The sequence below is a fragment of the Bacillus sp. TH22 genome, from assembly GCF_016651015.1.
In the GTDB taxonomy this organism is placed as follows: domain Bacteria; phylum Bacillota; class Bacilli; order Bacillales; family Bacillaceae_G; genus Bacillus_A; species Bacillus_A mycoides.
In genome coordinates, this window is sequence record NZ_JAEKER010000001.1 from 3,484,627 (window position 1) to 3,510,249 (window position 25,623).

General features: G+C 34.8%; 26 protein-coding genes, 1 other RNA gene, 1 pseudogene and 1 riboswitch. Of the genes and pseudogenes, 19 read left to right on the plus strand and 9 right to left on the minus strand.

The window, feature by feature from the left end:
- Positions 1–238 precede the first annotated feature (238 nt).
- The 8 genes from smpB (at position 239) to alo (ending at position 8,691) form a co-directional block, all read left to right on the plus strand.
- Entirely contained in the window at positions 239–706 is a 468-nt protein-coding gene (smpB, locus tag JFU18_RS17595) for an SsrA-binding protein (RefSeq protein ID WP_085312769.1), read from the plus strand.
- A gap of 125 nt (positions 707–831) precedes the next feature.
- Positions 832–1,186: a transfer-messenger RNA gene (gene ssrA, locus JFU18_RS17600) on the plus strand.
- 381 nt (positions 1,187–1,567) lie between these two features.
- The gene (locus JFU18_RS17605; RefSeq protein WP_002034688.1) at positions 1,568–2,245 is read left to right on the plus strand and encodes a response regulator transcription factor; all 678 of its coding nucleotides are present in this window, start codon (positions 1,568–1,570) and stop codon (positions 2,243–2,245) included.
- A 480-nt stretch (positions 2,246–2,725) separates the two neighbouring features.
- On the plus strand, positions 2,726–3,739 hold the full coding sequence (locus JFU18_RS17610) for a siderophore ABC transporter substrate-binding protein (protein WP_201032075.1): 1,014 nt from the start codon (positions 2,726–2,728) through the stop codon (positions 3,737–3,739).
- 19 nt (positions 3,740–3,758) lie between these two features.
- The gene (locus JFU18_RS17615; RefSeq protein ID WP_085312767.1) at positions 3,759–4,775 is read left to right on the plus strand and encodes an ABC transporter permease; all 1,017 of its coding nucleotides are present in this window, start codon (positions 3,759–3,761) and stop codon (positions 4,773–4,775) included.
- Positions 4,772–5,836 (plus strand): iron chelate uptake ABC transporter family permease subunit, encoded by a 1,065-nt coding sequence (locus JFU18_RS17620; RefSeq protein WP_085312766.1) that lies wholly within the window; start codon positions 4,772–4,774, stop codon positions 5,834–5,836. Before JFU18_RS17615 ends, JFU18_RS17620 begins: the two co-directional genes overlap by 4 nt.
- On the plus strand, positions 5,833–6,585 hold the full coding sequence (locus JFU18_RS17625) for an iron ABC transporter ATP-binding protein (RefSeq protein WP_000590055.1): 753 nt from the start codon (positions 5,833–5,835) through the stop codon (positions 6,583–6,585). Before JFU18_RS17620 ends, JFU18_RS17625 begins: the two co-directional genes overlap by 4 nt.
- Before the next feature lie 567 nt (positions 6,586–7,152).
- Positions 7,153–8,691 carry an anthrolysin O/cereolysin O family cholesterol-dependent cytolysin Alo gene (gene alo, locus JFU18_RS17630; protein ID WP_201032073.1) on the plus strand — a complete coding sequence of 513 codons (1,539 nt, stop codon included), beginning with the start codon at positions 7,153–7,155 and terminating at the stop codon, positions 8,689–8,691.
- Positions 8,692–8,742: 51 nt separating this feature from the next.
- Here alo and JFU18_RS17635 read toward each other — a convergent pair whose 3' ends face one another.
- From JFU18_RS17635 to JFU18_RS17645, 3 genes are all read right to left on the minus strand, one after another.
- Entirely contained in the window at positions 8,743–10,023 is a 1,281-nt protein-coding gene (locus tag JFU18_RS17635; RefSeq protein ID WP_201034493.1) for a purine/pyrimidine permease, read from the minus strand.
- 127 nt (positions 10,024–10,150) lie between these two features.
- Positions 10,151–10,600 carry a cyanase gene (gene cynS / locus JFU18_RS17640; protein ID WP_201032285.1) on the minus strand — a complete coding sequence of 150 codons (450 nt, stop codon included), beginning with the start codon at positions 10,598–10,600 and terminating at the stop codon, positions 10,151–10,153.
- A gap of 55 nt (positions 10,601–10,655) precedes the next feature.
- Entirely contained in the window at positions 10,656–11,237 is a 582-nt protein-coding gene (locus JFU18_RS17645; RefSeq protein ID WP_201034492.1) for a beta-class carbonic anhydrase, read from the minus strand.
- Positions 11,238–11,404: 167 nt separating this feature from the next.
- Here JFU18_RS17645 and JFU18_RS17650 point away from each other — a divergent pair, with 167 nt between their 5' ends.
- Positions 11,405–11,836 (plus strand): Lrp/AsnC family transcriptional regulator, encoded by a 432-nt coding sequence (locus JFU18_RS17650; RefSeq protein ID WP_002096214.1) that lies wholly within the window; start codon positions 11,405–11,407, stop codon positions 11,834–11,836.
- A gap of 269 nt (positions 11,837–12,105) precedes the next feature.
- Here the strand turns inward: JFU18_RS17650 and JFU18_RS17655 are convergent, their stop codons facing one another.
- Positions 12,106–13,071 (minus strand): DUF4822 domain-containing protein, encoded by a 966-nt coding sequence (locus JFU18_RS17655; RefSeq protein ID WP_001036744.1) that lies wholly within the window; start codon positions 13,069–13,071, stop codon positions 12,106–12,108.
- A 429-nt stretch (positions 13,072–13,500) separates the two neighbouring features.
- Between JFU18_RS17655 and JFU18_RS17660 the strand changes: the two genes are divergently transcribed.
- Positions 13,501–13,935, plus strand: coding sequence for an Lrp/AsnC family transcriptional regulator (locus JFU18_RS17660; RefSeq protein WP_002167411.1), 435 nt, complete (start codon positions 13,501–13,503; stop codon positions 13,933–13,935).
- A gap of 40 nt (positions 13,936–13,975) precedes the next feature.
- On the opposite strand, the gene JFU18_RS17665 is transcribed toward JFU18_RS17660, so the two are convergent.
- From JFU18_RS17665 to JFU18_RS17675, 3 genes are all read right to left on the minus strand, one after another.
- Positions 13,976–14,533, minus strand: a complete 558-nt coding sequence (locus JFU18_RS17665; protein ID WP_201034491.1) for a cysteine hydrolase family protein — start codon at positions 14,531–14,533, stop codon at positions 13,976–13,978.
- A 434-nt stretch (positions 14,534–14,967) separates the two neighbouring features.
- On the minus strand, positions 14,968–15,207 hold the full coding sequence (locus tag JFU18_RS17670) for a DUF896 domain-containing protein (protein WP_078422106.1): 240 nt from the start codon (positions 15,205–15,207) through the stop codon (positions 14,968–14,970).
- A gap of 134 nt (positions 15,208–15,341) precedes the next feature.
- On the minus strand, positions 15,342–15,989 hold the full coding sequence (locus JFU18_RS17675) for a nitroreductase family protein (protein WP_201034490.1): 648 nt from the start codon (positions 15,987–15,989) through the stop codon (positions 15,342–15,344).
- Positions 15,990–16,153: 164 nt separating this feature from the next.
- Here JFU18_RS17675 and JFU18_RS17680 point away from each other — a divergent pair, with 164 nt between their 5' ends.
- The 7 genes and pseudogenes from JFU18_RS17680 to JFU18_RS17710 form a co-directional block, all read left to right on the plus strand.
- Positions 16,154–16,510, plus strand: coding sequence for a winged helix-turn-helix transcriptional regulator (locus JFU18_RS17680; RefSeq protein ID WP_016121030.1), 357 nt, complete (start codon positions 16,154–16,156; stop codon positions 16,508–16,510).
- A 71-nt stretch (positions 16,511–16,581) separates the two neighbouring features.
- Positions 16,582–16,986: a phosphate-starvation-inducible protein PsiE gene (gene psiE / locus JFU18_RS17685; protein ID WP_002129862.1), complete on the plus strand. Its 405-nt coding sequence runs from the start codon at positions 16,582–16,584 to the stop codon at positions 16,984–16,986.
- 137 nt (positions 16,987–17,123) lie between these two features.
- The gene (gene speG, locus JFU18_RS17690; protein WP_002144946.1) at positions 17,124–17,639 is read left to right on the plus strand and encodes a spermidine N1-acetyltransferase; all 516 of its coding nucleotides are present in this window, start codon (positions 17,124–17,126) and stop codon (positions 17,637–17,639) included.
- Positions 17,640–18,073: 434 nt separating this feature from the next.
- Positions 18,074–19,636, plus strand: a complete 1,563-nt coding sequence (locus JFU18_RS17695; RefSeq protein ID WP_201034489.1) for an ABC-F family ATP-binding cassette domain-containing protein — start codon at positions 18,074–18,076, stop codon at positions 19,634–19,636.
- On the plus strand, positions 19,629–20,822 hold the full coding sequence (locus tag JFU18_RS17700; protein WP_201034624.1) for an MFS transporter: 1,194 nt from the start codon (positions 19,629–19,631) through the stop codon (positions 20,820–20,822). Before JFU18_RS17695 ends, JFU18_RS17700 begins: the two co-directional genes overlap by 8 nt.
- Before the next feature lie 199 nt (positions 20,823–21,021).
- Positions 21,022–21,234, plus strand: coding sequence for a DUF3955 domain-containing protein (locus tag JFU18_RS17705; RefSeq protein WP_201050323.1), 213 nt, complete (start codon positions 21,022–21,024; stop codon positions 21,232–21,234).
- A gap of 100 nt (positions 21,235–21,334) precedes the next feature.
- A pseudogene (locus tag JFU18_RS17710) lies at positions 21,335–21,538 on the plus strand (DUF3947 family protein); the annotation flags it as partial.
- A gap of 221 nt (positions 21,539–21,759) precedes the next feature.
- On the opposite strand, the gene crcB (JFU18_RS17715) reads toward JFU18_RS17710, so the two are convergent.
- On the minus strand, positions 21,760–22,116 hold the full coding sequence (crcB, locus tag JFU18_RS17715) for a fluoride efflux transporter CrcB (protein ID WP_201034487.1): 357 nt from the start codon (positions 22,114–22,116) through the stop codon (positions 21,760–21,762).
- A complete protein-coding gene (gene crcB, locus JFU18_RS17720; RefSeq protein WP_201034623.1) occupies positions 22,113–22,517 on the minus strand; it encodes a fluoride efflux transporter CrcB in 405 nt (134 codons plus the stop codon). The genes crcB (JFU18_RS17715) and crcB (JFU18_RS17720) overlap by 4 nt, the downstream gene beginning before the upstream one ends.
- A 54-nt stretch (positions 22,518–22,571) precedes the next feature.
- Positions 22,572–22,631: riboswitch (Fluoride riboswitch) on the minus strand.
- Between the two features lie 218 nt (positions 22,632–22,849).
- Between crcB (JFU18_RS17720) and JFU18_RS17725 the strand changes: the two genes are divergently transcribed.
- Complete coding sequence (locus JFU18_RS17725; RefSeq protein ID WP_201034486.1) at positions 22,850–23,908, plus strand: endonuclease/exonuclease/phosphatase family protein; 1,059 nt, start codon at positions 22,850–22,852, stop codon at positions 23,906–23,908.
- Between the two features lie 34 nt (positions 23,909–23,942).
- Positions 23,943–25,445 carry a DUF4077 domain-containing protein gene (locus JFU18_RS17730; RefSeq protein ID WP_201034485.1) on the plus strand — a complete coding sequence of 501 codons (1,503 nt, stop codon included), beginning with the start codon at positions 23,943–23,945 and terminating at the stop codon, positions 25,443–25,445.
- Positions 25,446–25,623 lie beyond the last annotated feature (178 nt).

Below are 25,623 nucleotides of genomic sequence, written 5' to 3' on the forward strand. Positions count from 1 at the left end.
CGAAGCAAAAAGCGCTTCTTTGTCGGGAGCTCCAATGTCCAAAGATTCTGAGTGAGCCACTTTCGCTTTTTGTTGGAATTTAGCTACAGTGGCTAGAATCTATTGGCCATTTCGCGCCCTCGGACGAAGCAAAAAGCGCTTCTTTGTCGGGAGCTCCAATGTCCAAAGATTCTGAGTGAGCCACTTTCGCTTTTTGTTTACATTTGTTACAATGGTAAAAATAGAGGAGGGACGTTATATGCCAAAAGGTTCAGGTAAGGTTATTGCGCAAAATAAAAAGGCATTTCATGATTATTTCATCGAAGAAACATACGAAGTAGGGCTTGTCCTTCAAGGAACGGAAATTAAGTCGATTCGCGCTGGACGCGTGAACTTGAAAGATGCGTTTGCACGTATACATAACGGTGAAGTATGGGTTCATAATATGCATATTAATACATATGAACAAGGGAATCGTTTCAATCACGATCCGCTACGTACAAGGAAGTTACTTCTTCATAAAAAAGAAATTGATAAGCTAGCAGGTTACGCAAAAGAAACAGGATATGCATTAGTTCCAGTTAGAATCTATTTGAAAAATGGATTTGCGAAAATGGCACTTGGTTTAGCAAAAGGTAAGAAGCAATATGATAAGCGTCACGATTTAAAAGAGAAAGAAGCTAAACGTGAAATTGCACGCGTGTTCCGTGATCGTCAAAAGATGTAATACAGATATTTACATTTGTAAAACGGCGCGCGTATGATATAATAACTTATGTAAGATTGTTGCACATTGAAAAACAGCTCTTAGTAGCTATCACGATATTTCTTCGTATGCTCCATTTTTATCATGGGGACGTTACGGATTCGACAGGGATAGTTCGAGCTTAGGTTGCGAGTCGAGGGGATCGGCCTCGTTAAAACGTCAAAGCCTATAATTGGCAAACAAAACAATCTTTCTTTAGCTGCTTAATTGCACTAAAGGTTCCTCCCTCCATCGTCCATGTGGTAGGGTAAGGGACTCAAACTAAGTGGACTACGCCGGAGTTCGCCGTCTGAGGGCGAAGGAAGAGAACAATCAGACTAGCAACTTGGAAGCCTGTCGATAGGCTGAAGAGTTCGCGAAATGCTAATATATCGACTACACTCGTAGAAGCTTAAGTGCCGATATTTTTGGACGTGGGTTCGACTCCCACCGTCTCCACCAATACATAACTGTTTGGTGGTTTTTTATTTTGTATGATATGAACCATAACTTTGCCAGAGTGGCGGGGGGATGGTTCTTTTTGTTTTGTGGTTTTATAAAATGCTTAAGTTGAGGACGGTACCCTTGAAACAGAAACTGAGGGAATAGTTATTGATAATAAGCAGCTAGATAATATAGTTGCTCTTAATGATTAAATAATATGTATTTAAATCTTCATATATTTTGTGTTTTCATCCATATCTATTGTAAGATTATATATAGTTCTCCTAATAAGCTGTTATAACGGCTTTTTTAGGGATTTAATATTTATAAATCTTAAATTATTTTTTTGGGATAACTTTTTATCCAACTAAGTTATATTGAAGTAGAGGTGAACCATCGGTGAAGCAGGTGTTAGTAATTAAGAATGAACGGTCTTTTGCAAAGAAAATCGTAAGCGGTCTAACGCAAGAGGGCTATTTCATTTTAAAACTTCACAATGAAAACCAAGGTTTAAATATAGTATATGAACAAGATTGGGATATTATCATATTGGATTGGGATTCGTTAAGTATATCGGGGCCAGAAATTTGTAGACAAATACGACTTGTTAAAACGACACCGATAATTATTGTGACCGACAATATTTCTAGCAAGGATTGCATAGCAGGGCTACAAGCAGGAGCAGATGATTATATTAGAAAACCGTTTGTGAAAGAAGAATTAGTAGCGAGGGTTCAAGCTATTTTAAGGAGAAGTGACTGTATCCAGCAAAATGAGACAAACTTTTTTCAGTTTAAAGATCTCTTTGTTGATGCATCTAGCAATATTGTGAAAAAAGGTGGTAAAAATCTCACGCTTACTAAGCGCGAGTACGATTTACTTGTATTTTTAATCAAGAATAAAAATACAATATTGAGCCGTGAAATGCTTTTGAACCAGGTTTGGGGATATAACGTAGTAGTCAATCCCAATGTAGTGGATTTATATATTGGGTATGTAAGAAAAAAGTTAAAGTGCGAGAAGAGAGATAGATATATTCAAACGATACATGGCAGGGGCTATTCAATGATTGAATGATAAAAATAAATTAATAGGTAAAGTACAGTTTGTCATAATAGAAAAAACGAGTAAAACTATTTCATACAGTTTTACTCGTTTTTTCTATTAAACCTGATAATCAAATAGTTTCTGTGAAATATTAAAAGACGGAAACTATAAAAAGAAGATTGCTACCAGGCAATGGATTATGAAAAATTAGCTATTCATGGGCATTTTTTTGCAGTAGAAATCATGGTTTATAAGGTGCCCAATCTATTGATTAGTACGTGTGGGAGATGACTCTGGTGCGCATTAGATGAGACTGTATCTAATGTATGTTTAATTTTATTAACTCACACCATTCACAAGATTTTCACATAATTAATGACTATACTTATTAACAGGATGTTCAAATGAAAATGATTATCAATAGCAGTTTAGATGCATAAAAGTTACTATCTAATTTAATCTATGGACGTTATCATTTTCAAACTAAATTACATTATAAGGAGTATACGTATGAAAAAAACTATGCTTTTAAAATTAGTAAGTATTCTAGCAATTTTCACTTTAATGTTAGTAGCTTGCTCAGATTCAAGTAAGGAAACTTCGAAAGCTAATAAAGGTGATAGTAGTGATAAGCCAAAAACGGTTGAAATCACTGATGCACATGGAACTGTTAAAGTCCCTGTAAATCCAAAAAATGTAGTTGCTTTAGATAATAGAACTTTTGAAACTTTAGCTGATTGGGGAATTAAATTAGCGGCTGCTCCAAAGGATGTAATGCCTGCAGATTCAGCATATAAAAAAGATGATTCAGTTAAAAATATTGGGAATCACCGCGAACCAAATCTTGAAATTATAGCAGCTGCAAACCCTGACCTTGTAATCGTTGGTCAAAGATTTGCTGGCCATTACGAAGAAATCAAAAAATTAGTGCCAAATGCAGCTGTTATTGATCTTAATGTTGATGTTTCTGAGAAAGCTACTAAGCCTGGAGAAAACTTAGTAAAAGGACTTAAAGATTCTACAATTTCTTTAGGGAAAATCTTTGATAAAGATAAAGAGGCTAAAAAATTAGTAGCTGATTTTGATAAATCTATTGAAGATGCAAAATCTGCTTATAACGGAAAAGATAAAGTTATGAGTGTTATCGTTACTGGTGGGAATATTGGTTTTGCTGCGCCTCACTCTGGTCGCGTTTGGGGACCAATGTATGAAATTTTCGGTTGGACTCCAGCACTAGAAGTGTCTAATTCTACTGCAGGTCATAAAGGTGATGATGTTTCTGTTGAAGCTATTGCACAAACAAATCCTGATTGGCTTTTCGTATTAGATCGTGATGCTGCAACATCTGATGCTGCTAAGTCAGCTCCTGCTCAGGATGTTATTTCTAAATCACCAGCTCTTCAAAATACAACTGCTGTTTCTAAAAAACAAGTTATTTATGCACCAGCAGATACTTACACAAATGAATCAATTGAGACTTATATAGAGTTGTTTGGAAATATTGCAAAAACTTTAGCTAAGTAGTGTAAAGGAGTACGAAGCAGTGTCAAAAAATATAATTTCTAGGGTTGAGAATAATTCTCAACCCCAGTTTTATAATCACAATAAAATATGGACAAAACCTTTTATAATAGCGATTATAGTTGTTATAATGTTGGGGATTATATCACTGTTTACTGGGGTTTATGATATACGTGGACAAGAGGACGGAATGGAGATGTTTTTCATAACTCGTGTTCCGAGAACAGTTGCATTAATGCTTACTGGAGCTGCAATGGCGATGGCAGGGCTCGTAATGCAATTAATTACACAAAATCGTTTTGTTGAACCTACTACAACGGGGACTATTGAATGGTCAGGCTTAGGCCTGCTTTTTGTATATTTATTATTTCCTGCCCCGACGTTAGTTCAAAGAATGACTGGCGCAATCATTTTTTCTTTTATAGGAACTATGATTTTCTTTCTATTTTTAAGAAGAGTTAAACTTCGTTCGTCTTTAATTGTACCGATTATTGGATTGATGCTTGGAGCAGTTATTTCTGCAGTGTCTACTTTTTTGGGACTCCTTTTTCAAATGACGCAAAGTATTGAAACTTGGTTCGTAGGTTCATTTGCTACCGTTCAGGTGGGAAGATATGAATATTTATGGCTGATTGTTATCATTACTTTGCTTATTTTTATGTATGCTAATAGATTGACTCTAGCTGGACTAGGAGAAGATGTCGCAACAAGCCTTGGAGTTAATTACAATAGAATTGTTCTTTTTGGGACTGGCCTTATCTCTGTTGCAGTTGGAATTGTTGCAGCTGTTATTGGAAACCTACCTTTCTTGGGATTAATTGTTCCAAACATTGTTTCAATGTTTAGAGGTGATGACCTTAGGAGTAATTTACCTTGGGTATGTGTGATTGGAATGGGGACAATAACTGCCTGTGACATCATTTCTCGAACAATTATAAAGCCTTTTGAAGTACCTGTTTCTTTAATACTTGCAACAGTGGGAGCAGTCGTGTTTATTACTATTTTATTGAGAAAAAGAAAACCAAGGAGGCTACGATGATCACATTAGACTATAGAAATAAAGAAAATGTCGAAATCGATTCTAGCCTTCATAATGAAAGTAGATCAGCTAGCGCTTTTCGTTCTAAGAAGGAAGCAAGACGTTATTGGATTGTACTGATAACATTGATCGCTTTAGGCCTCCTTTCTTCATATGGACTTTTAGTTTATAACAATCCAGTGCCGATAGATTCACCTTCTTTTATCCCAGTTGTTAAGAGAAGGATAGTAGCTATTGTTGCGATGATTATTGCTGCTGTTTGCCATAGCTTGTCGACAGTTGCTTTCCAATCTATTACGAACAATAAGATTATTACTCCTTCGCTTCTAGGTTTCGAATCACTTTATTCAGCAATACATACGAGTACAATATTCTTCTTTGGTGCTAGTGCATTAATAAACTTTAATGGAATTGGATCGTTTTTATTCCAAGTTGTTGTTATGGTCTTCATGAGTTTGATACTTTATGGATGGTTACTTTCCGGTAAATACGGGAATTTACAACTTATGCTTTTAGTTGGAATTATTATTGGTACCGGACTAAATTCTGTGTCAACTTTCATGAGAAAGCTACTTGCGCCTTCAGAGTTTGATATTTTACAAGCGAAATTATTTGGTTCTGTTAACCATGCAGATCCTGCATATTTTCCTATTGTAATTCCTATGATCATAATTGTAGCAGTATTAATTTTTACTCATTCTAAGAAGTTGAATATTTTATCACTAGGAAAGGATGTTTCTACTTCTTTTGGAGTTAAATATCAACCTAGTGTAATTTATACGCTTGTATTAGTTGCTATTTTGATGTCCATTTCAACAGCTCTGATTGGACCACTTACTTTCTACGGATTTTTAGTAGCAACTTTGAGTTATCAAGCGGCGTCAACTTATGATCATAGATATATTTTCCCAATGGCTTTTGCTATAGGATTTTTGATAATGACGAGTGCATACTTTTTAATGTATCATGTATTCCATGCTCAAGGTGTAGTTTCAGTTATTATTGAATTATTTGGTGGAATAGTATTCTTAACTATAGTTTTAAGGAAGAGGGCTTTATGATAAAAATTGATAATGTTAAAAAGTTCTATACTGATAAGGTAAAAATAGGACCTTTGGATATTGAAATACCAAAAGCGGGCTTTACTTCTTTAATTGGACCAAATGGCGCTGGAAAGTCTACGACACTTTTGATGATTGGAAGACTTTTAGATATGGATGAAGGTCAAATTCAGGTAGCGAATATGGATGTTTCTGAATCCAAATCAAAAGACTTAGCGAAAATTTTGACTATATTGCGACAAGAAAATCATTTTGTAACGAGGCTTACGATTAGACAACTAGTTGGATTTGGGCGCTTTCCTTATTCAAAGGGAAGATTGACTAAAGAAGATGAAGTTATCATTTCTAAATATATTGATTTCCTAGATTTAACTAGTTTAGAGAATAGATATTTAGATGAGCTTTCTGGTGGTCAAAGACAAAGGGCATATGTAGCGATGGTATTGTGCCAAGAGACTGAGTATGTACTTTTGGATGAGCCTCTGAACAACCTTGATGTTGCTCGTTCTGTTCAAATGATGGAGCATTTAAGACGCGCGGCTAATGAATTTGGAAGAACAATTTTGACTGTTATGCATGACATAAATTTTGCAGCTAAATACTCTGATAAAATTTGTGCTATGAAAGATGGACAAATTGCTGCTTTTGGAACAGTAGAAGAGGTTATGGACCCAACAATTTTGACAGATATTTTTGAAACAAAAATAGAAATTATCAATGGTCCTTATGGGCCAATTGCTGTTTATTAGTTACAAAGTGTAAAAATGAGTATGTCAAAAAAATACTGTAGCTTGCGTAAATCATGCCAGCTACTCTAGTTGAAGTTGCTGTCTGTATTTTATAGGCAGCAGCTTTTTTTAATGCGGTTGCCCATGATAACTCTTAATATTTCTGGCTGCTCGTAACAGTCCTGAATGTATTTCATTACTTCCGGTCCTGCGATGCTTCCAACAATAAACTTGTAAATTACTCATGAAATGCAAAGGAACGCTTTGTGTTTTCAAGTATTTACCAAACGAAAAATTTATCTCTGTATAACTTTTTATAAGAATTCAGCTTGTTTTTTTGTATGTAATATTGCATATAAGAGTGTATTGATAAAAGTGTAAGGGGTCACTATAATGAGGGCATAAAGATAAATCACATTTTCGTAGCAATAAAAAAGGAGGAAATAATATGGAAATCGCAATGGCAGTTTTGAAATTTGTAGGTGGCGTAATCCCGTTAATTCAAGAACTTTTGAAAGCATTTATGTAGGTTTATTAGTTAGCTATCATTTATCAATCATTATCATATCTTACTAAAAAAAGAACGGGGTGATTTTTCTGAATATTAAGAAAAACACTAAAAGAAGAAAGTTCCTTGCGTGTTTATTAGTTAGTCTATGCACTATTAATTATTCATCTATTTCCTTCGCAGAAACACAAGTAGGTAATGCAACTGATGTAACCAAAAATGCTAGTGGCATCGATACTGGTATAGCAAATCTTAAATATAATAATCAAGAGGTTTTAGCTGTAAATGGTGATAAGGTAGAGAGTTTTGTTCCGAAAGAAAGTATCAATTCAAATGGTAAATTTGTAGTAGTGGAACGCGAGAAAAAATCACTTACAACTTCACCAGTCGATATTTCGATTATTGATTCTGTGGTGAATCGTACGTATCCAGGAGCGGTACAACTTGCAAATAAAGCTTTTGCAGACAATCAACCGAGTTTATTAGTGGCTAAGAGAAAGCCTTTAAATATTAGTATAGACTTACCTGGCATGAGAAAAGAAAATACAATTACTGTCCAAAATCCGACATATGGTAATGTGGCTGGAGCAGTAGATGATTTAGTATCTACTTGGAATGAAAAGTATTCTAAAACACATACGTTACCTGCAAGAATGCAGTATACAGAATCTATGGTTTATAGTAAATCACAAATCGCAAGTGCCCTTAACGTTAACGCTAAATATCTCGATAACAGTCTAAACATCGATTTTAATGCGGTTGCAAATGGAGAGAAGAAAGTGATGGTAGCGGCATATAAGCAAATATTTTATACCGTAAGTGCTGAACTACCTAACAATCCATCCGATCTTTTTGATAATAGTGTTACTTTTGGTGAGTTAACTCGTAAAGGTGTAAGTAATTCGGCTCCACCTGTTATGGTTTCAAATGTAGCTTATGGTAGAACTGTTTATGTAAAATTAGAAACAACATCTAAGAGTAAAGATGTACAAGCTGCTTTTAAAGCCTTACTTAAGAATAACAGCGTCGAAACGAGTGGACAGTATAAAGATATTTTTGAAGAAAGTACCTTTACTGCTGTAGTATTAGGCGGAGATGCGAAAGAGCATAACAAGGTTGTTACTAAAGATTTCAATGAAATCCGAAATATCATTAAAGATAATGCTGAATTAAGTCTTAAAAATCCAGCATATCCAATTTCATATACAAGTACTTTCTTAAAAGATAATGCAACTGCTGCTGTTCATAACAATACAGATTATATCGAGACGACAACTACAGAATATTCAAGTGCTAAAATGACACTGGATCATTACGGTGCTTACGTTGCGCAATTTGATGTATCTTGGGATGAATTCACATTTGATCAAAATGGTAAAGAAGTACTAACACATAAAACATGGGATGGTAGCGGCAAAGACAAAACGGCTCATTACTCTACAGTTATCCCTCTTCCACCAAATTCAAAAAATATAAAAATCGTAGCAAGAGAATGTACTGGTCTTGCATGGGAATGGTGGAGAACAATTATTAATGAACAAAATGTTCCATTAACAAATGAAATAAAAGTTTCAATTGGAGGAACAACATTATACCCAACTGCTAGTATTAGTCATTAGATATAAAAAGGCGCCCTGTAAGCAGGGCGCTTTTTTACTTAGTCACAAATTTTACTCTTTCCAAAACTGTTCCAATAGAATGACAAGCATGGTACCCACAAGTAATCCATTACTTAAAACATATTGTAAGGAAGAAGGAATTCCGCTAAACGCACTTTCTGGAAGAAACATTATTCCAAAACTGATTAATAATGAAATTCCTAATATAGTTAATCGGCGTTGATTTAATTCTTCACGTAAAATGGATTGAAATGAAATGCCTATTACTTGGACAAATGTTGCTAAAAGTGCAGCATTAGCAATAGGACCTGGTAGCAAGGATATAAAGTTTACAATTGAAGGAATAAAAGAAATTCCTGCTAATATAAGACTTGCTATAAGGAACGACTTCACTTTTCTTTGTCCTGTTAGTTGAATAAATCCTGCTGATGCAGGTAATGGTACAATTCCAATTGTAGAAAACAACGACGAGATAATATGTGATATACCTCCGGCCCACACGCCGCGGTTCAGTATTTGCTTTTCATTTTCTTTAGATAACGGAGCCACTTGTTTTACAGCCGAAATAGCAGCGATTGTATTTGCAACTAAAAGAAATGTAAATAAAGTTGCAGTTAGAACCATTCCAATATCTAATCTAGGTGTGCCCCAAGAAAATAGCTCTGGTAACTTAACTAACGGTGTGTGTGAAGGCATATGAGATGATTTTCCTAATACAGCATACAAAAGCCAACCACATGAAATTCCAAGTAACACAGCGTAACTTTTCATCCATCCGTTCCCTTTAATTGATAAGAAAGTAATAAGGGCAAAAACAAAGAGCGCAATAGCAGCCGTTGTATAATCAGGATGAGTTACAGCTCCTTGTAATCCCATCATTCCTTTTAGTAACACACCACTAAGCTGAAGAGATAGTATTAAAAGAAAAGTTCCTGTAACCAAGGGTGTAAATAAACGTAGAATTCGATGAACAAGCCCTGTTATACCAAGGACGAAGAGTAATATACCTGCAATAATTAATCCGCCTTCTAGAAGTTGTAATACATCCTTTGCACTTTGTCCCTGATGCATAGCGACTTGTCCCAATATGACAAATATACTTACCCATGAACCGGCTGGCCCATCCGCTATGGGATAGCGATGCCCAAACCATGCTTGTATAAATGAACTTACTCCTACAACTAAAAAAGTTCGTTGCATTAATGTTGAGATATCTTCTATTGATAAATGGAATATGCCACCAATAATTATAGGCAATGCAATTGCATTTGCTAATAAAAACACAAACCACTGTAGAATACTAAAGCTCGTATCAAAGTATTTTTTATTCATATTAGTCTCCTTTGCCGAAAAAGAATTTCATAGTAAAAATCCATCCTTTCTACACAGCTAGATTAAAAAGGATGGATTTTGTAAATCTATAAAATTACTTTAATTATATAGATGGATTTTTAATTAATTACCATGTACGGAACGGTAAGAATTTCCCGTTAAGTGTAATCACGATACGAGGGTCGCCACCTTTTGGATCTTCTTGTGTGTCCACACCTAGGTTGAAGTTAATCGCACTCATTACGCCTTCGCCGGCTTTTTCTAAGATTAACTCTCTAATAGTTGGTGCATATTGTAACATCATTTCATATAAACGATATGCAATTGGGTCAGTAGGAGGCATTTCCATTACTTGGCCGCGAAGTGGAACTACTGTTAATGCTTGAACTACTTCTTCATCTAATTCTAATAGTTTACCGATTTTTTCTGCTTCTGGACGTGTCATTGTAGCTTGTCCTAATAACGCTGTTACAACCCAAGTCTCAGAGTTTTCACTTACTTTTGCAATTTCTTCCCATGTTAAACCTTTTGCAATTTTTGCTTCTATAATTTTTTTCGTAGCTTCTGGTCGATTCATATCTAATACTTGTCTTTTCATATCTAATAACTTCCCTTCATGTAAGTAATATTAATTATTTTGTTTCACCATTTAATGCTTTATATCCATCTACCACTACATCTAATTTACCTGTATGTGGATCAATAACTAAACCGTGTACAGGAACATCTTTTGGAATAAGTGGGTGATTTCTTACTAAATCAACATTAGCTTGTGTTGAATCGCAAACATCATCGAATCCGAATAACCATTTTTTAAGGTCAACACCAGCATATTCAATCGCTGATAAAATTTCTGGTGAAGCTACTCCACGATCTAATATTTTTTGAAGTGTTCCTTTTGGATTTGTTTGGCTCGCACCACATCTATGGTGTCCAATAAGGAAGATTTCATCTGCATTTAAATCGTATACTGACGCGACAACACTTTGCATAACACTATCGAAAGCAGAAGCAATTTTACCACCTGCATTTCTGATGACTTTTGCATCACCATCGTGTATATCTAAAGCTTTTGGAAGTAGCTCAATCAAACGAGCATCCATGCAAGAAACAACAACCATACGTTTTTTTGGCATCTTTGTCGCTTCACGAGGAGCGTATTCCTTATTTTCTACAAATTGTTCATTGAACGATAGAATTTCTTGTAATAACATATTTGTAACCTCCTTTAAATCTAGATGTATTTTTTTGTTGCGTCCTCTGTGTTATAAGTAAATATAACTGATAAATAATGTGATGTAAGAGGATAAACTAAGTATAGTGAATTGTATCGATAAGCAGAATAAGTTGGCGAAACACTTTCGGGCTTTCTACTTTCACGGTGAAAGGATTGGTTTATATCATTGATCAAACAGATTTTGAGATACTGAAATTATTAGGAGAAAACTCAAGAATACAATGGAAAGAACTTGGTCAGAAAATACATATGACGGGGCAGGCCGTAGGAAATCGAATTCGAAGATTAGAGGATTTAGGGATTATTGAACAATATACAATTGCGATAAACCGAATCAAATTAGGACAAGTAGTGACTGCATTTGTTACTTTGTTCGTAACAACAGCTAATCACCAAGAGTTTATGAATTTCTTTCAAGGAGAAGAAGGGATTTCTGAAGTACACCGTATAAGTGGTGAGGGGTGTTATTTATTAAAAACACATTTTGCTTCTAATGAAGAATTGGATAACTTTCTGGGGCGACTATTAAAGTATGGGAATTATCGTGTTAACTTATCAATAGGAAAGTTAAAATAAGATTTCTTTTTTTGAGGTTATAGTAACATTATTTGCTAAACCTTATTTGTATAAAGATAATAAAATTTTTATCTTAAATAGTCGGAGCCTTACTACAATTTATGTGTAGTAAGGCTTTTTAAAGCTGTTAAAAAAATGAGAGATATTATATTCAACAATCGTGCTGAATTGTTGAGGGGGATATAAGACAATTTTTTTCAAGGGAATCATAAATGATTTTTCTTTAAAAAAATCCTGCAGCTCGGTACAGGATTTGTAATCAAACGTTCTTAAAAGCTAAATTGTGGTTTTATATCACCTTTATAAGGCTCATGTTCAACGAATATAGTTATGTCTTTACCCGCTTGGTCTTTACCAGTTCTTTTATACGTAAATTTCTTATTATTCAGTTCAGTAAGTTCAAGAGCCGCACCATATTTATTATTTCCAATTGAAACATGAGCTCTTATTTTATTTTCATGTACAACATCGAAGTAGCCATAATCACCGCGGCTTTGACCTGTTTCGCTATTGAAGAACTCGTATTTATTAGACTTGTCATCAAATTTTGCTAGACTTATAAAATTCGAATTAAACTGCGTTACATCATTACCGGCTTCATCTAATACCTTTGTTCCATGCCAAAGGGTTCCGCCTAAAATTTTATCTCCATCCACGTTTTTAACGATATCACCTGTAGTAGAGTTTAGCTGCTTATCCGGATCGGTGAAAGAAAGCTCTTTTTCTTTATATGGAACATGTTCAACGAAAACTTCTACATCTTTACCGTTAGCATCTTTCCCCATTCTTTTATAGGTAAATACATTTTTATTTAGCTTTGTCATGTCAACAACAGCTTGATACTTCATTGATTCTGAAATTAATATTCTTTTCTTCCCATCATTTGTGACAAAGAAAGTTCCTTTATCGCCACGGCTTGCACCAGTCTTAGCATCAAAAAATTCATATCTTCCTGACTTCGCATCATATTTTGCAAGACCAATGAAGTTTGCATTTTCTTTCGTTAAGTCATTTTTATCTTTGTCATACACTCTTGTACCTTGCCAATTTGTCTCGCTAAGAATATTAGCCATTTTTTGCCCTTTAGTTAACTTATTTTCCTTTTTAGTATCTTTCGCAGCTTGTTCTTGTTTTTGTTTACTATGATTTTCTTCAGCTTTCGTGCCAGCGCAACCTGTTAATGCTAATGTGAATCCTAGCAGTATGGATGATAGTACTTTTGTTTTTTTATTCATTTTTATCGTCTCCTTATTGTATGATTTTAGTTAGTACGGTTTGCGATTATAGTAGCTGTTCGTCCTTTTAAATTTTTGTTATATGAAAAGCTTCAGGTGGGAGCAACGAACTTAGTTACTACGTTTATCATGTTAATCCCCGAGTATAAACTCCCTCTAAATAAATCATTAAAAAAAGATAAACTAATTCCTAAAAAATTTTCATATTTATAAAAAACAATCGCTAGCTTACTGGATGGCCCTTTCGAACGCTTATCAATTTTTTTCTGATACCTACGAGTAATCGAAAAATACATAGTAAAGGAAGAAGGAAAGCTGTTAACAGTAATGTAATTCTTAATAGAGTTAATCGAGTGTATTGTAAAAGTTTTTAAGATGAATTGTAGGGGAAATGATGATCTTATAGAAGGTGATTCCTATAGGAAGGGGATGTCCATGTTTGATTCAACAGATTTTAAAATTATAAAGTTACTACAAGAAAACGCTAGAATGAACTGGAAGGAAATTGGAGAGATAGTACATTTGACTGGCCAGGCTGTTGGGAAACGAATTAATAAATTAGAAGAGGCGGGTGTCATTCGAAAATATACGATAGATATCGACAGGGCTAAGTTAGAAGGGTCTATTATGACGTTTGTTACACTATTTCTGCATGCACCACATTATCATAATCAAATTCAAACTTTTTTTGAAAAAACGGACTTAATTACTGAAATGTATCGTATAAGTGGCGATGGGTGTTATATCATGATTCTTCACACATCTTCGCACCAGCAATTAGAAGAGACTCTTGCAGATGTTTTACATTATGGTGATTATCGTATAAATACTGTCATTAAGACAATCGAAAAAAAGAAAGAATAAGAGATTTATTCTTTCTTTTTTTATATGGAACTGTAATTCTTTATTTGCTCTTGTTTATAAAACAGTTTGCCGACATGATTTTCGCATAAATATCACCAAACTCTAACGAACTCATGAACGATTGATGAGCGTGTACTGCGGGGATCAGATTTCCTTGAAATTCTAAATCTCTTGTTGTACAAGCATCTTCAATTACAACACATTGAAATCCTAAATCACTGGCAGCACGTACTGTTGCATCAATACATACATGAGTCATCATACCGCAAATGACTAGTTGATCTATTTCTTCTTTCTTTAATGTTTCAAATAAATTGGTTCTTAAAAAACTGTTAGGGTGATGTTTTTGTATGACTCTTTCGTTAGCAATTGGCTGTACATCATCATGAATTTGAACACCTACTGTTTCAGGTAAGAAGAAAGTAGCTCCTTCATTGTTCGCAATATGTTGTACGTGAATAACTGTTTTATGTTTTTCACGAAATACTTTCAAGACTCCTTTCGCTTTTTGTGCGGCTTTTTCAGGTTGATGTAATTCCATATTGCCGCCTTCAAAGTAATCATTTTGTATGTCGACTAATAGTAACGCTTCGTTCATCATTAATCCCCCCACAATTATTTATCCCGCATTAACGGGCAGTAAGACCACCACTTCAAAATTCAGCGAAAGCAAAGAAGTTAGATGGGGAATCAACTGCCCGTAAAAACCGGATTGGTTCAACTAATAATCAGTGGGTGATGAAGAAAACCCCTACTGATTAAAGTTTCACTTTATACAGCACGTTATTTGTACTGTACCGTTATTATATAAATTGCAACTATGTGGAAGTAATAACGTCATGAAAAGATTTTGACGTATATGGTTTCATTGTGAAAAAGCTAAAGGATGCAAAGAAAAGATGGGGACAATTTGTTTGTGGTTTTTTGATTTAGAAACAGAAAGTGGATGGGGAAGTAGATATTAACTTAATGATGCATCTAAGCAAACGTACTATTAGATGAATCATTAAGTAACAAAGGAGCTGGGTATTTTCATGCGTTGTTATCTGTGTTTAGTGATAGCTTTTGTTGCTCTTTTAATTTTTCAGGAGTCACGTCATTTCCTAAAGGATCTAATATTTTTAATCCTGTAACAGTGGTGTTGATTTGACCGCGAATAATTTGAAGATACTCCTCGCGTAATTCTGTGCGCTCATTTAATTCTGTTTTTGTTAAACCTTCTTCTTTTTGCTTTTTAGCTAATTCATTAATTCGATTTAAAACTTCAAGCATTGTTTTCTCCGCCTTTCTTTTTTGTATTATTCGATTAGATTGTAGTTTTGCATTATGATTATGGTTGCTACCATCATAGTTTCGTTAATAGTGTTTATCGTACTTTCATTCCAAAAGTACGATAAACACGGTGATTAAAACTCGCCATTCCAAGACGTTACTTCATCTACAGTTAATCGAACTGATGGGAATCCTGGCTCTTTTGCTTTGCCTAATGCAATCATTAAGACGTCAGTTAAGTTTTCTGGAATGTTAAATGCTTTGCGGAATTCTTCAACGTTATAGCCAAGCATTGGGACTGTATCGTATCCTCTCGCTTTTGCAGCAAGCATAAATTGCATAGCTAGCAAACCACCGTCAAGCATTTGCCATTCTCTTTTTCCTTGTTCGCTTACAGATGCATAAAACTCACGAATACTGTTGTTCAGTCTGTTTTTAATTTCTTCTGTCATGAATCCAGCAGCTACTGCACGTTCATTCACTTTATTGATATGTTCGAATTCATGGGCATTATTTTCGCTTAAAATTACGATCAAAGCGGATGCTTCTAGCACTTGTGGTTGATTTAAAGCAATTGGATGAAGTTTCTCTTTTAAGTCTTGATCTGTAATTACCATGAAACGCCATGGGTTTAAGTTGGAACTACTTGGTGCTAGCATTGCTTCTTCTAAAAGTTCTTTAATTTCTTCATCAGAGATTGTAACTGAAGGATCATAAGAGCGAACGGAACGGCGCTCACGAATCACATCATAAAAATTTGCAGTACGATTTTCTTTTTTCATTTTAAAATACCTCCACTAATTTAATGCTCTGTTATAAGTTGCTTACATGCATCATTATGGTATAGTACAGATATTATGAAAAGTACGCACTTTTCCGTGATATAGACACCATCTCGTGACATAGGCACGAGAAAGTGCCTATCAAAATACAGAAGGAGTTCAATATGAAAAAAGAGTATAACAATAGAATTGAAGTCGTTTTGGATGTGATCGGAGGTAAGTGGAAATCCCACATTTTATATCATTTAACAAGCGGACCGACAAGAACGGGTGAATTAAAACGATTGGTAACTGGTATTACACAAAAAATGCTTACTGAGCAATTGAAAGAGCTTGAAAAAGATGGGCTTGTGTCTAGAAAAGTATATAATCAAGTACCACCGAAAGTTGAGTATTCTCTTACAGAACAGGGAGAATCATTAAAAAAGGGTTTGAAGGTGCTTTGCGATTGGGGAAGCGATTATATTAAGCATAAATATCCGAATGGTGAAGTAATCGTGAAAGAGGACGATCATATATGATTTAACAGTTCTGTAAGTATAATTTTGCTATAATGAATAAGTACTTACACGAAGGGGAGCTAAAAGAGAAAATGAAGTCATTTAATATCGATCATTATATAGCTAGCGTTTTACAGTGGATATTAAATATAGCATTAATCATATTATCCATTGTTTTATCGATTTTTTTAATTAACGAAACAATTACTTTTATTCAATACATATTTTCAGCGAAGAAGTATACATCTTATAAATTAGTTGAGAGTATCATCGTCTATTTCCTATACTTCGAGTTCATCGCATTAATTATTAAGTATTTTAAGTCGAATTATCATTTTCCGTTACGTTATTTTATTTATATCGGAATTACGGCGTTAATTCGTTTAATTATTGTGTCTCATGAGGAACCAATGGAGACGTTATTATATGCGGGATCCATTCTTGTTTTAGTTATTGCTTTATACATATCGAATATGAGAGATTTGAGAAAAGAGTAGTGCAGACATAAGTTTGCACTACTTTTTGTACCTTGACCTTCAAGTTACTTGAAGGTTTACAATGTAATTAGGGCGTTTGAAATCGAAAAAAATTGAGAAATTAAGTGAAGAGGTTATTTTACTTGGAGGTTATAGAAATGAGTCAGGAATTGAAATTACGTCCTTTAGAACGGGAAGACTTAAAGTTTGTACACGAACTTAATAATAACGCGCATATTATGTCGTATTGGTTTGAAGAGCCGTATGAGGCTTTTGTAGAATTACAGGATTTATATGATAAACATATCCACGATCAAAGTGAACGCCGTTTTATCCTGGAGAAAGATAATGAGATGGTTGGATTAGTTGAGTTAGTGGAAATTGATTATATTCATCGAAGAACTGAATTCCAGATTATTATTGATCCGAATTATCAAGGACATGGTTATGCAGCGGAAGCGACGCGTTTAGCGATGGATTACGCTTTTTCTGTATTAAATATGCATAAACTCTATTTAGTTGTTGATAAAGAGAATGAAAAGGCTGTACATGTTTATAAAAAGGTTGGATTTATGGTGGAAGGTGAGTTACAAGACGAATTTTTCGTTGATGGTAACTACCATAATGCGATAAGAATGTGTATGTTTCAGAAGCAATATTTTGAAAATAAGTAGTTGAATGATTTGGAAGTGATGTTGACGCTTCATAAAAACGTATGCTAAAATCCCTTTTAAGTATTAAGGAAGGTGCAGAACATGCTTTATATAAAATTTGTAAAACTCATTAGAAAACTTTGCTCCGCACAAATGTATACGGTGAAGCGTTGTACGGAGCTTAATCATGGGGCATAAAGTCCCTATATTCATCGGCTGAATAACTTTTCTGAAAAGTATAGTATATCTATGCTTATTTGGTTATGGTTTTTAGCTGATGTATAAAATAGATTAAGGGGCCATAGACAATGCTTTGTCTATGGCCCTTTGTGTATGCTATTCCAATGAGATTTACAAAAATTGGAGTAGTATAGGAAAAAACCACGAAGCAGAGGGCTAGTGTCGAATGACGCTATCTCTCTGCTTTTTTTAATTTCAGGAAAAGAGGAATACGAATGAGTTTACTTAAAGTTGAAAGTTTATCACATAGTTTTATAGATAAAGCCTTATATGAAAATGCTTCTTTTGATTTGCATAAAGGAGAACATATGGGGATTGTTGGACAGAATGGTGCAGGGAAAAGTACGTTAATGAAAATATTAATTGAAGAAATAATTCCTGATAAGGGAGACATAAAGTGGCAGCCTAATATTCAAATTGGGCATCTTGATCAATATGCAGAAATTGATGGAAGTTATACCATTTCACAATATTTAAAGAGAGCTTTTCATGATTTGTTTGAAATGGAAGATAGAATGAACAAATTGTATGAAGAAAGTGCTATGACAGGTGATCCTGACAAATTGTTAAAAGCGGCCGCATATCAAGAACAACTTGAGGCGCGTGATTTTTATTCGGTAGATAGCACAATTAGTAAAATTGCAGCCGGCTTAGGTATTGATGCTATTGGCATGAATCGTATAATCGCTGAACTAAGCGGAGGGCAACGTGCAAAAGTAATTTTAGCGAAGCTTTTATTAGAAGAGCCTAATATTTTATTACTAGATGAACCGACGAACTTCCTTGATAAAGAGCATGTTGAGTGGCTTGCTAATTATTTAATGAGTTTTGAAGGAGCGTTTATTGTAGTGTCACATGATTTTGATTTTCTAGAAAAAGTGACTTCTTGCATATGTGATGTAGAGTTTGGAACGGTGAAGAAGTATTACGGAAAATACTCAGATTTTGTAAGACAAAAGGAGCATTTGCGAAAAGATTATATTCGCCAATATGATGCACAGCAAAAAAAAATTGAAAAAACGGAAGAGTATATTCGTAGAAATATTGCTGGAGTGAATTCAAAAATAGCGCAAGGACGCAGAAAGCAGCTACAGCGTATGGAAAGAATTGCACCTCCAAATTTTACTCATAAACCATCTATTCATTTTCGTGAGCTTTCAATTTCAGCACAGACGGTTTTGACAGTAAATGACCTTGAGGTTGGATATGAGTTTGCTTTATTACCAAAGTTGAATTTCTCGGTAGTAGTAGGACAAAAACTTGTTATCACAGGATTTAATGGAGTAGGGAAATCCACCTTATTAAAAACAATCGTTGGAAATATTTCTAGTATTTCTGGAGAATTTCAATTTTCAGAGCAAATAAAGATTGGTTATTATGAGCAAAATTTGAATTGGGAGAATGATTCTTTGACACCACTTCAAGTTATTTCGGAGCAGTTTTCTAAGTTGAATATGAAAGAAATACGCCATCATTTAGCTGCGTGTAGTGTGAAAGATACACATGTTTCACAAGAACTTCGTACATTAAGCGGCGGTGAACAATCGAAGGTGAAACTGTGCGGATTATTATTATCACCGTGTAATTTTTTAATCTTAGATGAGCCGACGAATCATTTAGATGCAGAAGCGAAGGAATCTTTGCAAAAGGCATTAATTCAGTTTAAGGGTAGCATCATACTCGTATCTCACGAAGCAAGTTTTTATCATGGTTGGGCAGATAGTATTTTCAACATAGAGAGCGGTTTAATTGAGGAGAGTAAAAAAGATGATAAATGATAATGATTGGAAAGTGAAAATAATAATGTTTTTGACCGCTCAAACGATTTCGTTGTTCGGTTCATCTCTCGTACAGTACGCGATCATATGGCATATCACCCTTACAACATCATCAGGAGTGATGTTGACCATTTCAACTGTTTGCGGTTTCCTACCACAAATCGCGATCTCTTTATTTGCAGGTGTGTGGATTGATCGTTACGATCGTAAAAAGATGATTATGTTATCGGACGGGGTTATAGCGATTGCTACGTTAGTTTTAGCAGTTTTATTTTTAACAGGATATAAAAGTATTCGGTTACTTTTTATAGTACTACTCATTCGATCAGCTGGGACAGGTATACAAACGCCAGCTGTGAATGCGTTAATCCCACAAATCGTTCCGAAAGATCATCTTATGAAAGTAAACGGGATAAATAGCAGTATTACATCTTTAATTATGTTTCTTTCTCCAGCAGCAAGTGCTGCAATTCTTTCTATTGCTAGCATTGAAACAACATTTTTTATTGATGTTATTACGGCTATGATTGGAATTAGTATAATGTTTATCATTCAAGTGGAAGGACATGTGAATACAGAGAGTAAGCAAAAATCTAATCTACAAGGTATAAAAGAGGGATTTGCTTATTTAAAAGAAAATGTATTTATTAAAAGGCTACTCGTTTTATTAATCATTGTCATGATTTTAATAAGTCCAGCTGCCTTTTTAACACCGTTAATGGTAACTCGTTCTTTCGGGGCGGAAATGTGGAGACTTACTGCTAGTGAGATGACATTTAGTGCTGGTGCAGCGGCTGGTGGAGTATTAATTGCAGCGTGGGGTGGCTTCCGTAATCGTATGTATACAACAGCGCTAGCCTGTGCTTTATATGGTCTGCTTATGATAGGACTAGGAATTGCACCGATATTTATTATGTATTTAATCTTTAATTTTTTAATTGGTATAACAATGCCGTGCTTCAATACACCAGTTACCGTGTTATTGCAGGAAAAAGTAGAACCTTCTATGCATGGGCGTATGTTTAGTCTTGTACAGATCGCTAATTCATGCGCGCTTCCTTTAGGAATGATAATATTTGGCCCATTAGCTGATGCGTTTAGTGTAGAAATTTTGTTAATTTATGCTGGGATATTCGTGCTATTGTGTGCAATCTATGTTGTAGTCAGTAAGAGGTTTGAAGTGTAAATATTCATGATGGAAAAGGTTTGTGAGGCGATTTCAAGTGCTTCATAAACCTTTTGTTTTAATTATAAGTCAATAACTTTTTATTGAAAAACGATAAAAAGTTATTGACTTATAAATTCTTCGGATTTATTATGATGGTAGTAAGAATAGTGAAAAGGAATGCAGATAAATTAATTATGGAATTAAAGGAGAATATATTATGAAAAATAACTATTTATTAGCTAGCGTACTGCTATCGTTAGGAGTTACTTGTTTATTAATACAAGGGGCAACTAGTAAAGTAGCGGATAATGGGTTGCTTGTAGAACCATTCTTTTTCCTAGTACTAATAAGTTATTTACTGTTCTTTAGCGGTATTGGTGTATTACTATTTGGATTTATTACTTCAAAGCTGAAAAAAAGTAATAGATAAAATGAAGTTTAAGTAGTGAGGGATCCATTAATCGGGACAAAGCACTCACTATGAAATAGAAACATACTATATGGAAGAAAAATAATAAGTGAGCTGAATAATGATGAATCATTATTTTTATAGTGGTAGACAAGTAGGGGCAGCTATTACGCTAGCCGGGGCAAAAGGGACAATTCATGCTGTTTATCAGGCCATTCAAATGCAACAACAAGCACAAGTAGCGCAAATGATGCAAAGTCAGTATATGCCGTATGCGCAGCCTCCGATGCAAATTGTACATTACGATGTGGATCCAGCTGGTTTATCCCGCTATTTGCGGGCAGTAAAACTCCCACCTCAAAATTCGGCAGGAAAAAAGAAGTTAGGTGGGAGTCGGGCTGCCTGTAAACGCCCGATTGGTGAAGGCTAATAATCAGTGGGTAAGAACAAAACCCCCACTGATTAAAGTTTCACTTTATTTTCCATTCCGTATGGCGGGACATACTTTTTATGAAAGAAAGCGACTCTTATCAGTCGCTTTCTTTTTTATATTCCGCCTATCTTCATTCCAAGGAATGCAAAGGCGATACCGATTATATAAGTGGTACTTATATATATAAATAGTACGCCAAAGTTTTTACGGTTGAAGAGCTGAACGGATTCTAGTTTAAATGTTGAAAATGTAGTGAATGCACCCATGAAACCAGTACCTAATAATAATTGCCATCCTGTAGAGACTCCGCGGCCAATTATATACCCGAGTAAAAATGCTCCTGCTATATTAATAAGAAATGTAGCAATTGGAAAGGGTGTTTTATTTCTTTTTTTAAACCAATTGCTAATTGCAAATCGTGTAATCGCACCGAAAAACCCTCCAGTTGCCACTAATAAAGCTTCCATCATAAGTGATCCCCCTCCGTAAGTGATTTCTTAATTAAGAAATCACCTAGTGTATAGCCAAGACTAGACATAATGAAGCCGCCAAGTATGCTACATGATACATATAAGAAAGCCGTGCTCCATTCAGAATGATTGATTAATTGCACAGTTTCTACACTAAATGTTGAAAACGTCGTAAAGGAACCGATGAATCCAGTCCCGATGCCTGTGATAACCTCTGAAGGTAAGATGTTTAGCCGGGCGATATACGTAGTTAGCCATGCTAATAAGAAGCAGCCGGCTAAGTTAATGAGTAATGTAGCTAATGGAAAAGAATGATGCCAAAATGTATGAATAGTAAGACCTAAATAATAGCGGGAAAGGGCTCCTAATATGCCGGCGATGCCAACGATAATATAAATCAATTTTCTCACCTCTTTAAATAGCTTGCTCAAAAAAATAGACTCCTACCAGTAGTTATACTGGTAGGAGTCATTAGCTAAGCAGCGGTTATGGCGAACTCCATCACCTATGATTATTACATATAGTGTACTAAACATTGCGTTTAATTTCCAGTGGAGAAGTTGGTGCATTTTGTATTTATATAATAGTTTAAGATAGGGAATACTTACTTATAAACTAAATATAGTGATATAAGGTTTTCAGTGTGATAAAATATTTCGTATGTCTGTCATTTTTTATTTAACTGAAAATAAAGAAAAGTAAAATCGTATGTTTTAGAAAAGGAGTCGTTTGTTTGAAAAAATTATTAAAAATAGTACTTATATGTATTTTAGTAGGGGTGGGAGTTGTAGGTGGGTTTTTAGCGTATATGACACTTACAAAAGAACAGCCGGCTGATGTTATAAGCTTGAAGGTGGAAAACAATAAGGAGCGCGTAATTGCGCCTGGAAATGAATTTAAAGTTACAACATTTAATATTGGATATGCTGGACTAGATAAGGATCAAGACTTCTTTATGGATGGGGGAAAAGGGTCTGGTTCAAGTAGTAAAGAACAAACGGAAACTAACTTAAAGAATATGCTTTCGTTTTTACAAAATGAGAATAGTGATTTTGCACTATTACAAGAAACAGATATAAAATCAATGCGATCATTTGATGTAAATGGGCATGAATTTTTGAAAAAAGGATTACCTGATTATGCTTCGTCATTCGGAAAGAACTACGATACGAAATGGGTTCCGGTGCCAATAACAAATCCAATGGGATATGCTGAAGCTGGATTAAGTACATTTTCTAAATATACGGTTCAAACAGCGAAGAGATTTCAGCTTCCTGGAATGGAGCCGTGGCCAAAGCGTTTATTTGATTTAGACCGAGCGATTGTTGAACATAAAATACCTGTTAATAATGGGAAATTTGTTAGACTCGTAAATCTACATTTATCTGCTTATGATGAAGGCGGGAAAATTAGAAAACAGCAAGTAGAATATTTAAAAAAATATATGAACAAGCATTATGAAAATGGTGATTATGTCATAATGGGCGGAGACTGGAATCAATTACTTTCTAACGTTCAGTTAAGCGATCCTAAGTTTGTGAAAGAGCGTCCTGAGTGGTTAGTAGAATTACCGAAGGACTTTACTGATGGTGGCTTTAAGTGGGCTGTAGATCCGTCTGTTATGACTGTGAGAGATGATGTAAAGAAATACGTGGAAGGTGAAAACTTTGTCACGATTATTGATGGCTTTATCGTTTCATCGAATGTTGAAATTGTAAATGTACAAGGGAAAGATTTGAAGTTTGAAAATAGCGATCATAACCCAGTGAGTGCGGTATTCAAGCTGAAGTAATCGATACGTATGAGTAGAAGGTGGGGCTTCATATATGGAGTGGTTAAAGAGAACTTGTTTTTCTAACCTTGAGAAAGAATCGCAGAAAAATCATTTATTGTTGTTTATCACGATGTGTAGTTTCTTCCTTGGGATAATAGCGATTGGGTATTACGGATATATTTTTACAGAGAGAGCAATAGCATTTTGGATGTGTGGTATTTCTATCGTAGTATTTGGAACGCTGCTTACTTTTATAGAAAGTATGGAAGCAATGTATAAATACATCATGACATGTATGCTACTTATTATGTCTTTCATTATGGTACAAGCTTTTAATGAAAGCCCAGCTGTATTTCAAATGATCTATTTTACATTAGCGGTTTCACTTATTTATTTGAGTGAACGTCTTATTTTAATCCTTGGCGGGGTAGCAGTTGTTGTTACATTTATACTTTGTAGTTATTGGCCAAATCAATTTTTTGCGTATACAGCGTCATCTGAAGCTGCAAATTTCGCAAGCTTGTTAGCGATTGTAACGATTGCAATGTGGGGTGTAACGAAGATTGGTTCTAATCTGTTGGCTCGTTTAAGTGATGAGAAGCAAGCGGTGATGAAGAAAGCTCAGGAGTTAGAAGAAACGCAAAGGCTTATTGAGAGAACAGTTGTGAAACTAGATAGTAATTTCAATCATTTAAGACAAAATATGAATACATCGATGGAGTCAATGAGTGAAATTAACTTTGCTTTTGAAGAAGTAGCAGTGGGAACCCAATCGCAATCAGAGATGATGTCTCGTTCAGTAGAAGTATTGAATGATATGGAGGGAAATATTGACCAAATCATCTCTCAAGTAAGAAATGCTTCGATTCGTGTTGATGAAAGTTTAGAAATTTCAAAGGGTAGTGTAAGTACTTTAAGAAATTTTGAAGCTAACATGAGAAGTTTAAATGATGTTGTTTCACAATCAGGAACTATATTTAGAGAATTGATGACACAATCGAAACAAATTAATGAAATTGTAGATGTAATAACGAATATTTCAAGTCAGACGAGTTTGCTAGCTTTAAATGCAAATATTGAAGCTGCAAGGGCAGGAGAACATGGGAAAGGTTTTGCTATTGTAGCGAATGAAGTATTAAAGCTTGCTGAAGAATCGAATCGTTCTGCGGGGAGAATTCAAGGCATTTTGAAGGAGTTTAGTAATCAAGCAAGTAAAGTAGAAGTGCAGGTAGAGAAGTCTGAAAGAGTACAAGAAGAATGTAACGAAATGTTAGCAAGTGTTTTGACGAATGTAACGGATTTAGGGAAGTTTATTGATGCGATTAATGATGTAATGAGGGAGATTGTTGGTCATCAAGAAAGTTTCCAAGCTAAAACGACGAATATCGTAAAGGACGTTACACATGCTTCTAACGTAATTCAACAAACTTCTGCAGCTACGGAAGAAGTGTTAGCGAGTGTTGAAGAAGAAAAGCATCGAAATGATACATCGGTGAAGACGTTACATACTGTTAGCGAGCAAGTGAAGTTGCTAGAAGATATTTTAGAAAAGTAATATCTTTTAAAAAGGGTACACCATGTGTGCTCTTTTTTCATTTAAATGAATACTTGATAGTAATTTAATTGCTTTTCTGCGCGTTTTCTGCCAAGCTTAAGGAGATAAACTGAGACTTTAATTAGTGGGGCTATACGCTACTGATTATTAGTTGAACCCCGCAAATAGCGGAATAAAA

What these genes read in the sequence shown, in the direction of transcription:
- JFU18_RS17670 (WP_078422106.1), bottom strand. Translation starts at nt 15,207, where the DNA reads ATGCTTGAAGTTTTAAATCGAATTAATGAATTAGCTAAAAAGCAAAAA.
- JFU18_RS17695 (WP_201034489.1), top strand. Translation starts at nt 18,074, where the DNA reads ATGAGTTTACTTAAAGTTGAAAGTTTATCACATAGTTTTATAGATAAA.
- JFU18_RS17610 (WP_201032075.1), top strand. Translation starts at nt 2,726, where the DNA reads ATGAAAAAAACTATGCTTTTAAAATTAGTAAGTATTCTAGCAATTTTC.
- JFU18_RS17665 (WP_201034491.1), bottom strand. Translation starts at nt 14,533, where the DNA reads ATGAACGAAGCGTTACTATTAGTCGACATACAAAATGATTACTTTGAA.
- JFU18_RS17675 (WP_201034490.1), bottom strand. Translation starts at nt 15,989, where the DNA reads ATGAAAAAAGAAAATCGTACTGCAAATTTTTATGATGTGATTCGTGAG.
- JFU18_RS17645 (WP_201034492.1), bottom strand. Translation starts at nt 11,237, where the DNA reads ATGTTATTACAAGAAATTCTATCGTTCAATGAACAATTTGTAGAAAAT.
- JFU18_RS17655 (WP_001036744.1), bottom strand. Translation starts at nt 13,071, where the DNA reads ATGAATAAAAAAACAAAAGTACTATCATCCATACTGCTAGGATTCACA.
- smpB (WP_085312769.1), top strand. Translation starts at nt 239, where the DNA reads ATGCCAAAAGGTTCAGGTAAGGTTATTGCGCAAAATAAAAAGGCATTT.
- JFU18_RS17705 (WP_201050323.1), top strand. Translation starts at nt 21,022, where the DNA reads ATGAAAAATAACTATTTATTAGCTAGCGTACTGCTATCGTTAGGAGTT.
- crcB (WP_201034487.1), bottom strand. Translation starts at nt 22,116, where the DNA reads ATGATGGAAGCTTTATTAGTGGCAACTGGAGGGTTTTTCGGTGCGATT.
- JFU18_RS17635 (WP_201034493.1), bottom strand. Translation starts at nt 10,023, where the DNA reads ATGAATAAAAAATACTTTGATACGAGCTTTAGTATTCTACAGTGGTTT.
- cynS (WP_201032285.1), bottom strand. Translation starts at nt 10,600, where the DNA reads ATGAATCGACCAGAAGCTACGAAAAAAATTATAGAAGCAAAAATTGCA.
- JFU18_RS17680 (WP_016121030.1), top strand. Translation starts at nt 16,154, where the DNA reads ATGAAAAAAGAGTATAACAATAGAATTGAAGTCGTTTTGGATGTGATC.
- JFU18_RS17730 (WP_201034485.1), top strand. Translation starts at nt 23,943, where the DNA reads ATGGAGTGGTTAAAGAGAACTTGTTTTTCTAACCTTGAGAAAGAATCG.
- JFU18_RS17660 (WP_002167411.1), top strand. Translation starts at nt 13,501, where the DNA reads ATGTCCATGTTTGATTCAACAGATTTTAAAATTATAAAGTTACTACAA.
- speG (WP_002144946.1), top strand. Translation starts at nt 17,124, where the DNA reads ATGAGTCAGGAATTGAAATTACGTCCTTTAGAACGGGAAGACTTAAAG.
- psiE (WP_002129862.1), top strand. Translation starts at nt 16,582, where the DNA reads ATGAAGTCATTTAATATCGATCATTATATAGCTAGCGTTTTACAGTGG.
- JFU18_RS17620 (WP_085312766.1), top strand. Translation starts at nt 4,772, where the DNA reads ATGATCACATTAGACTATAGAAATAAAGAAAATGTCGAAATCGATTCT.
- JFU18_RS17625 (WP_000590055.1), top strand. Translation starts at nt 5,833, where the DNA reads ATGATAAAAATTGATAATGTTAAAAAGTTCTATACTGATAAGGTAAAA.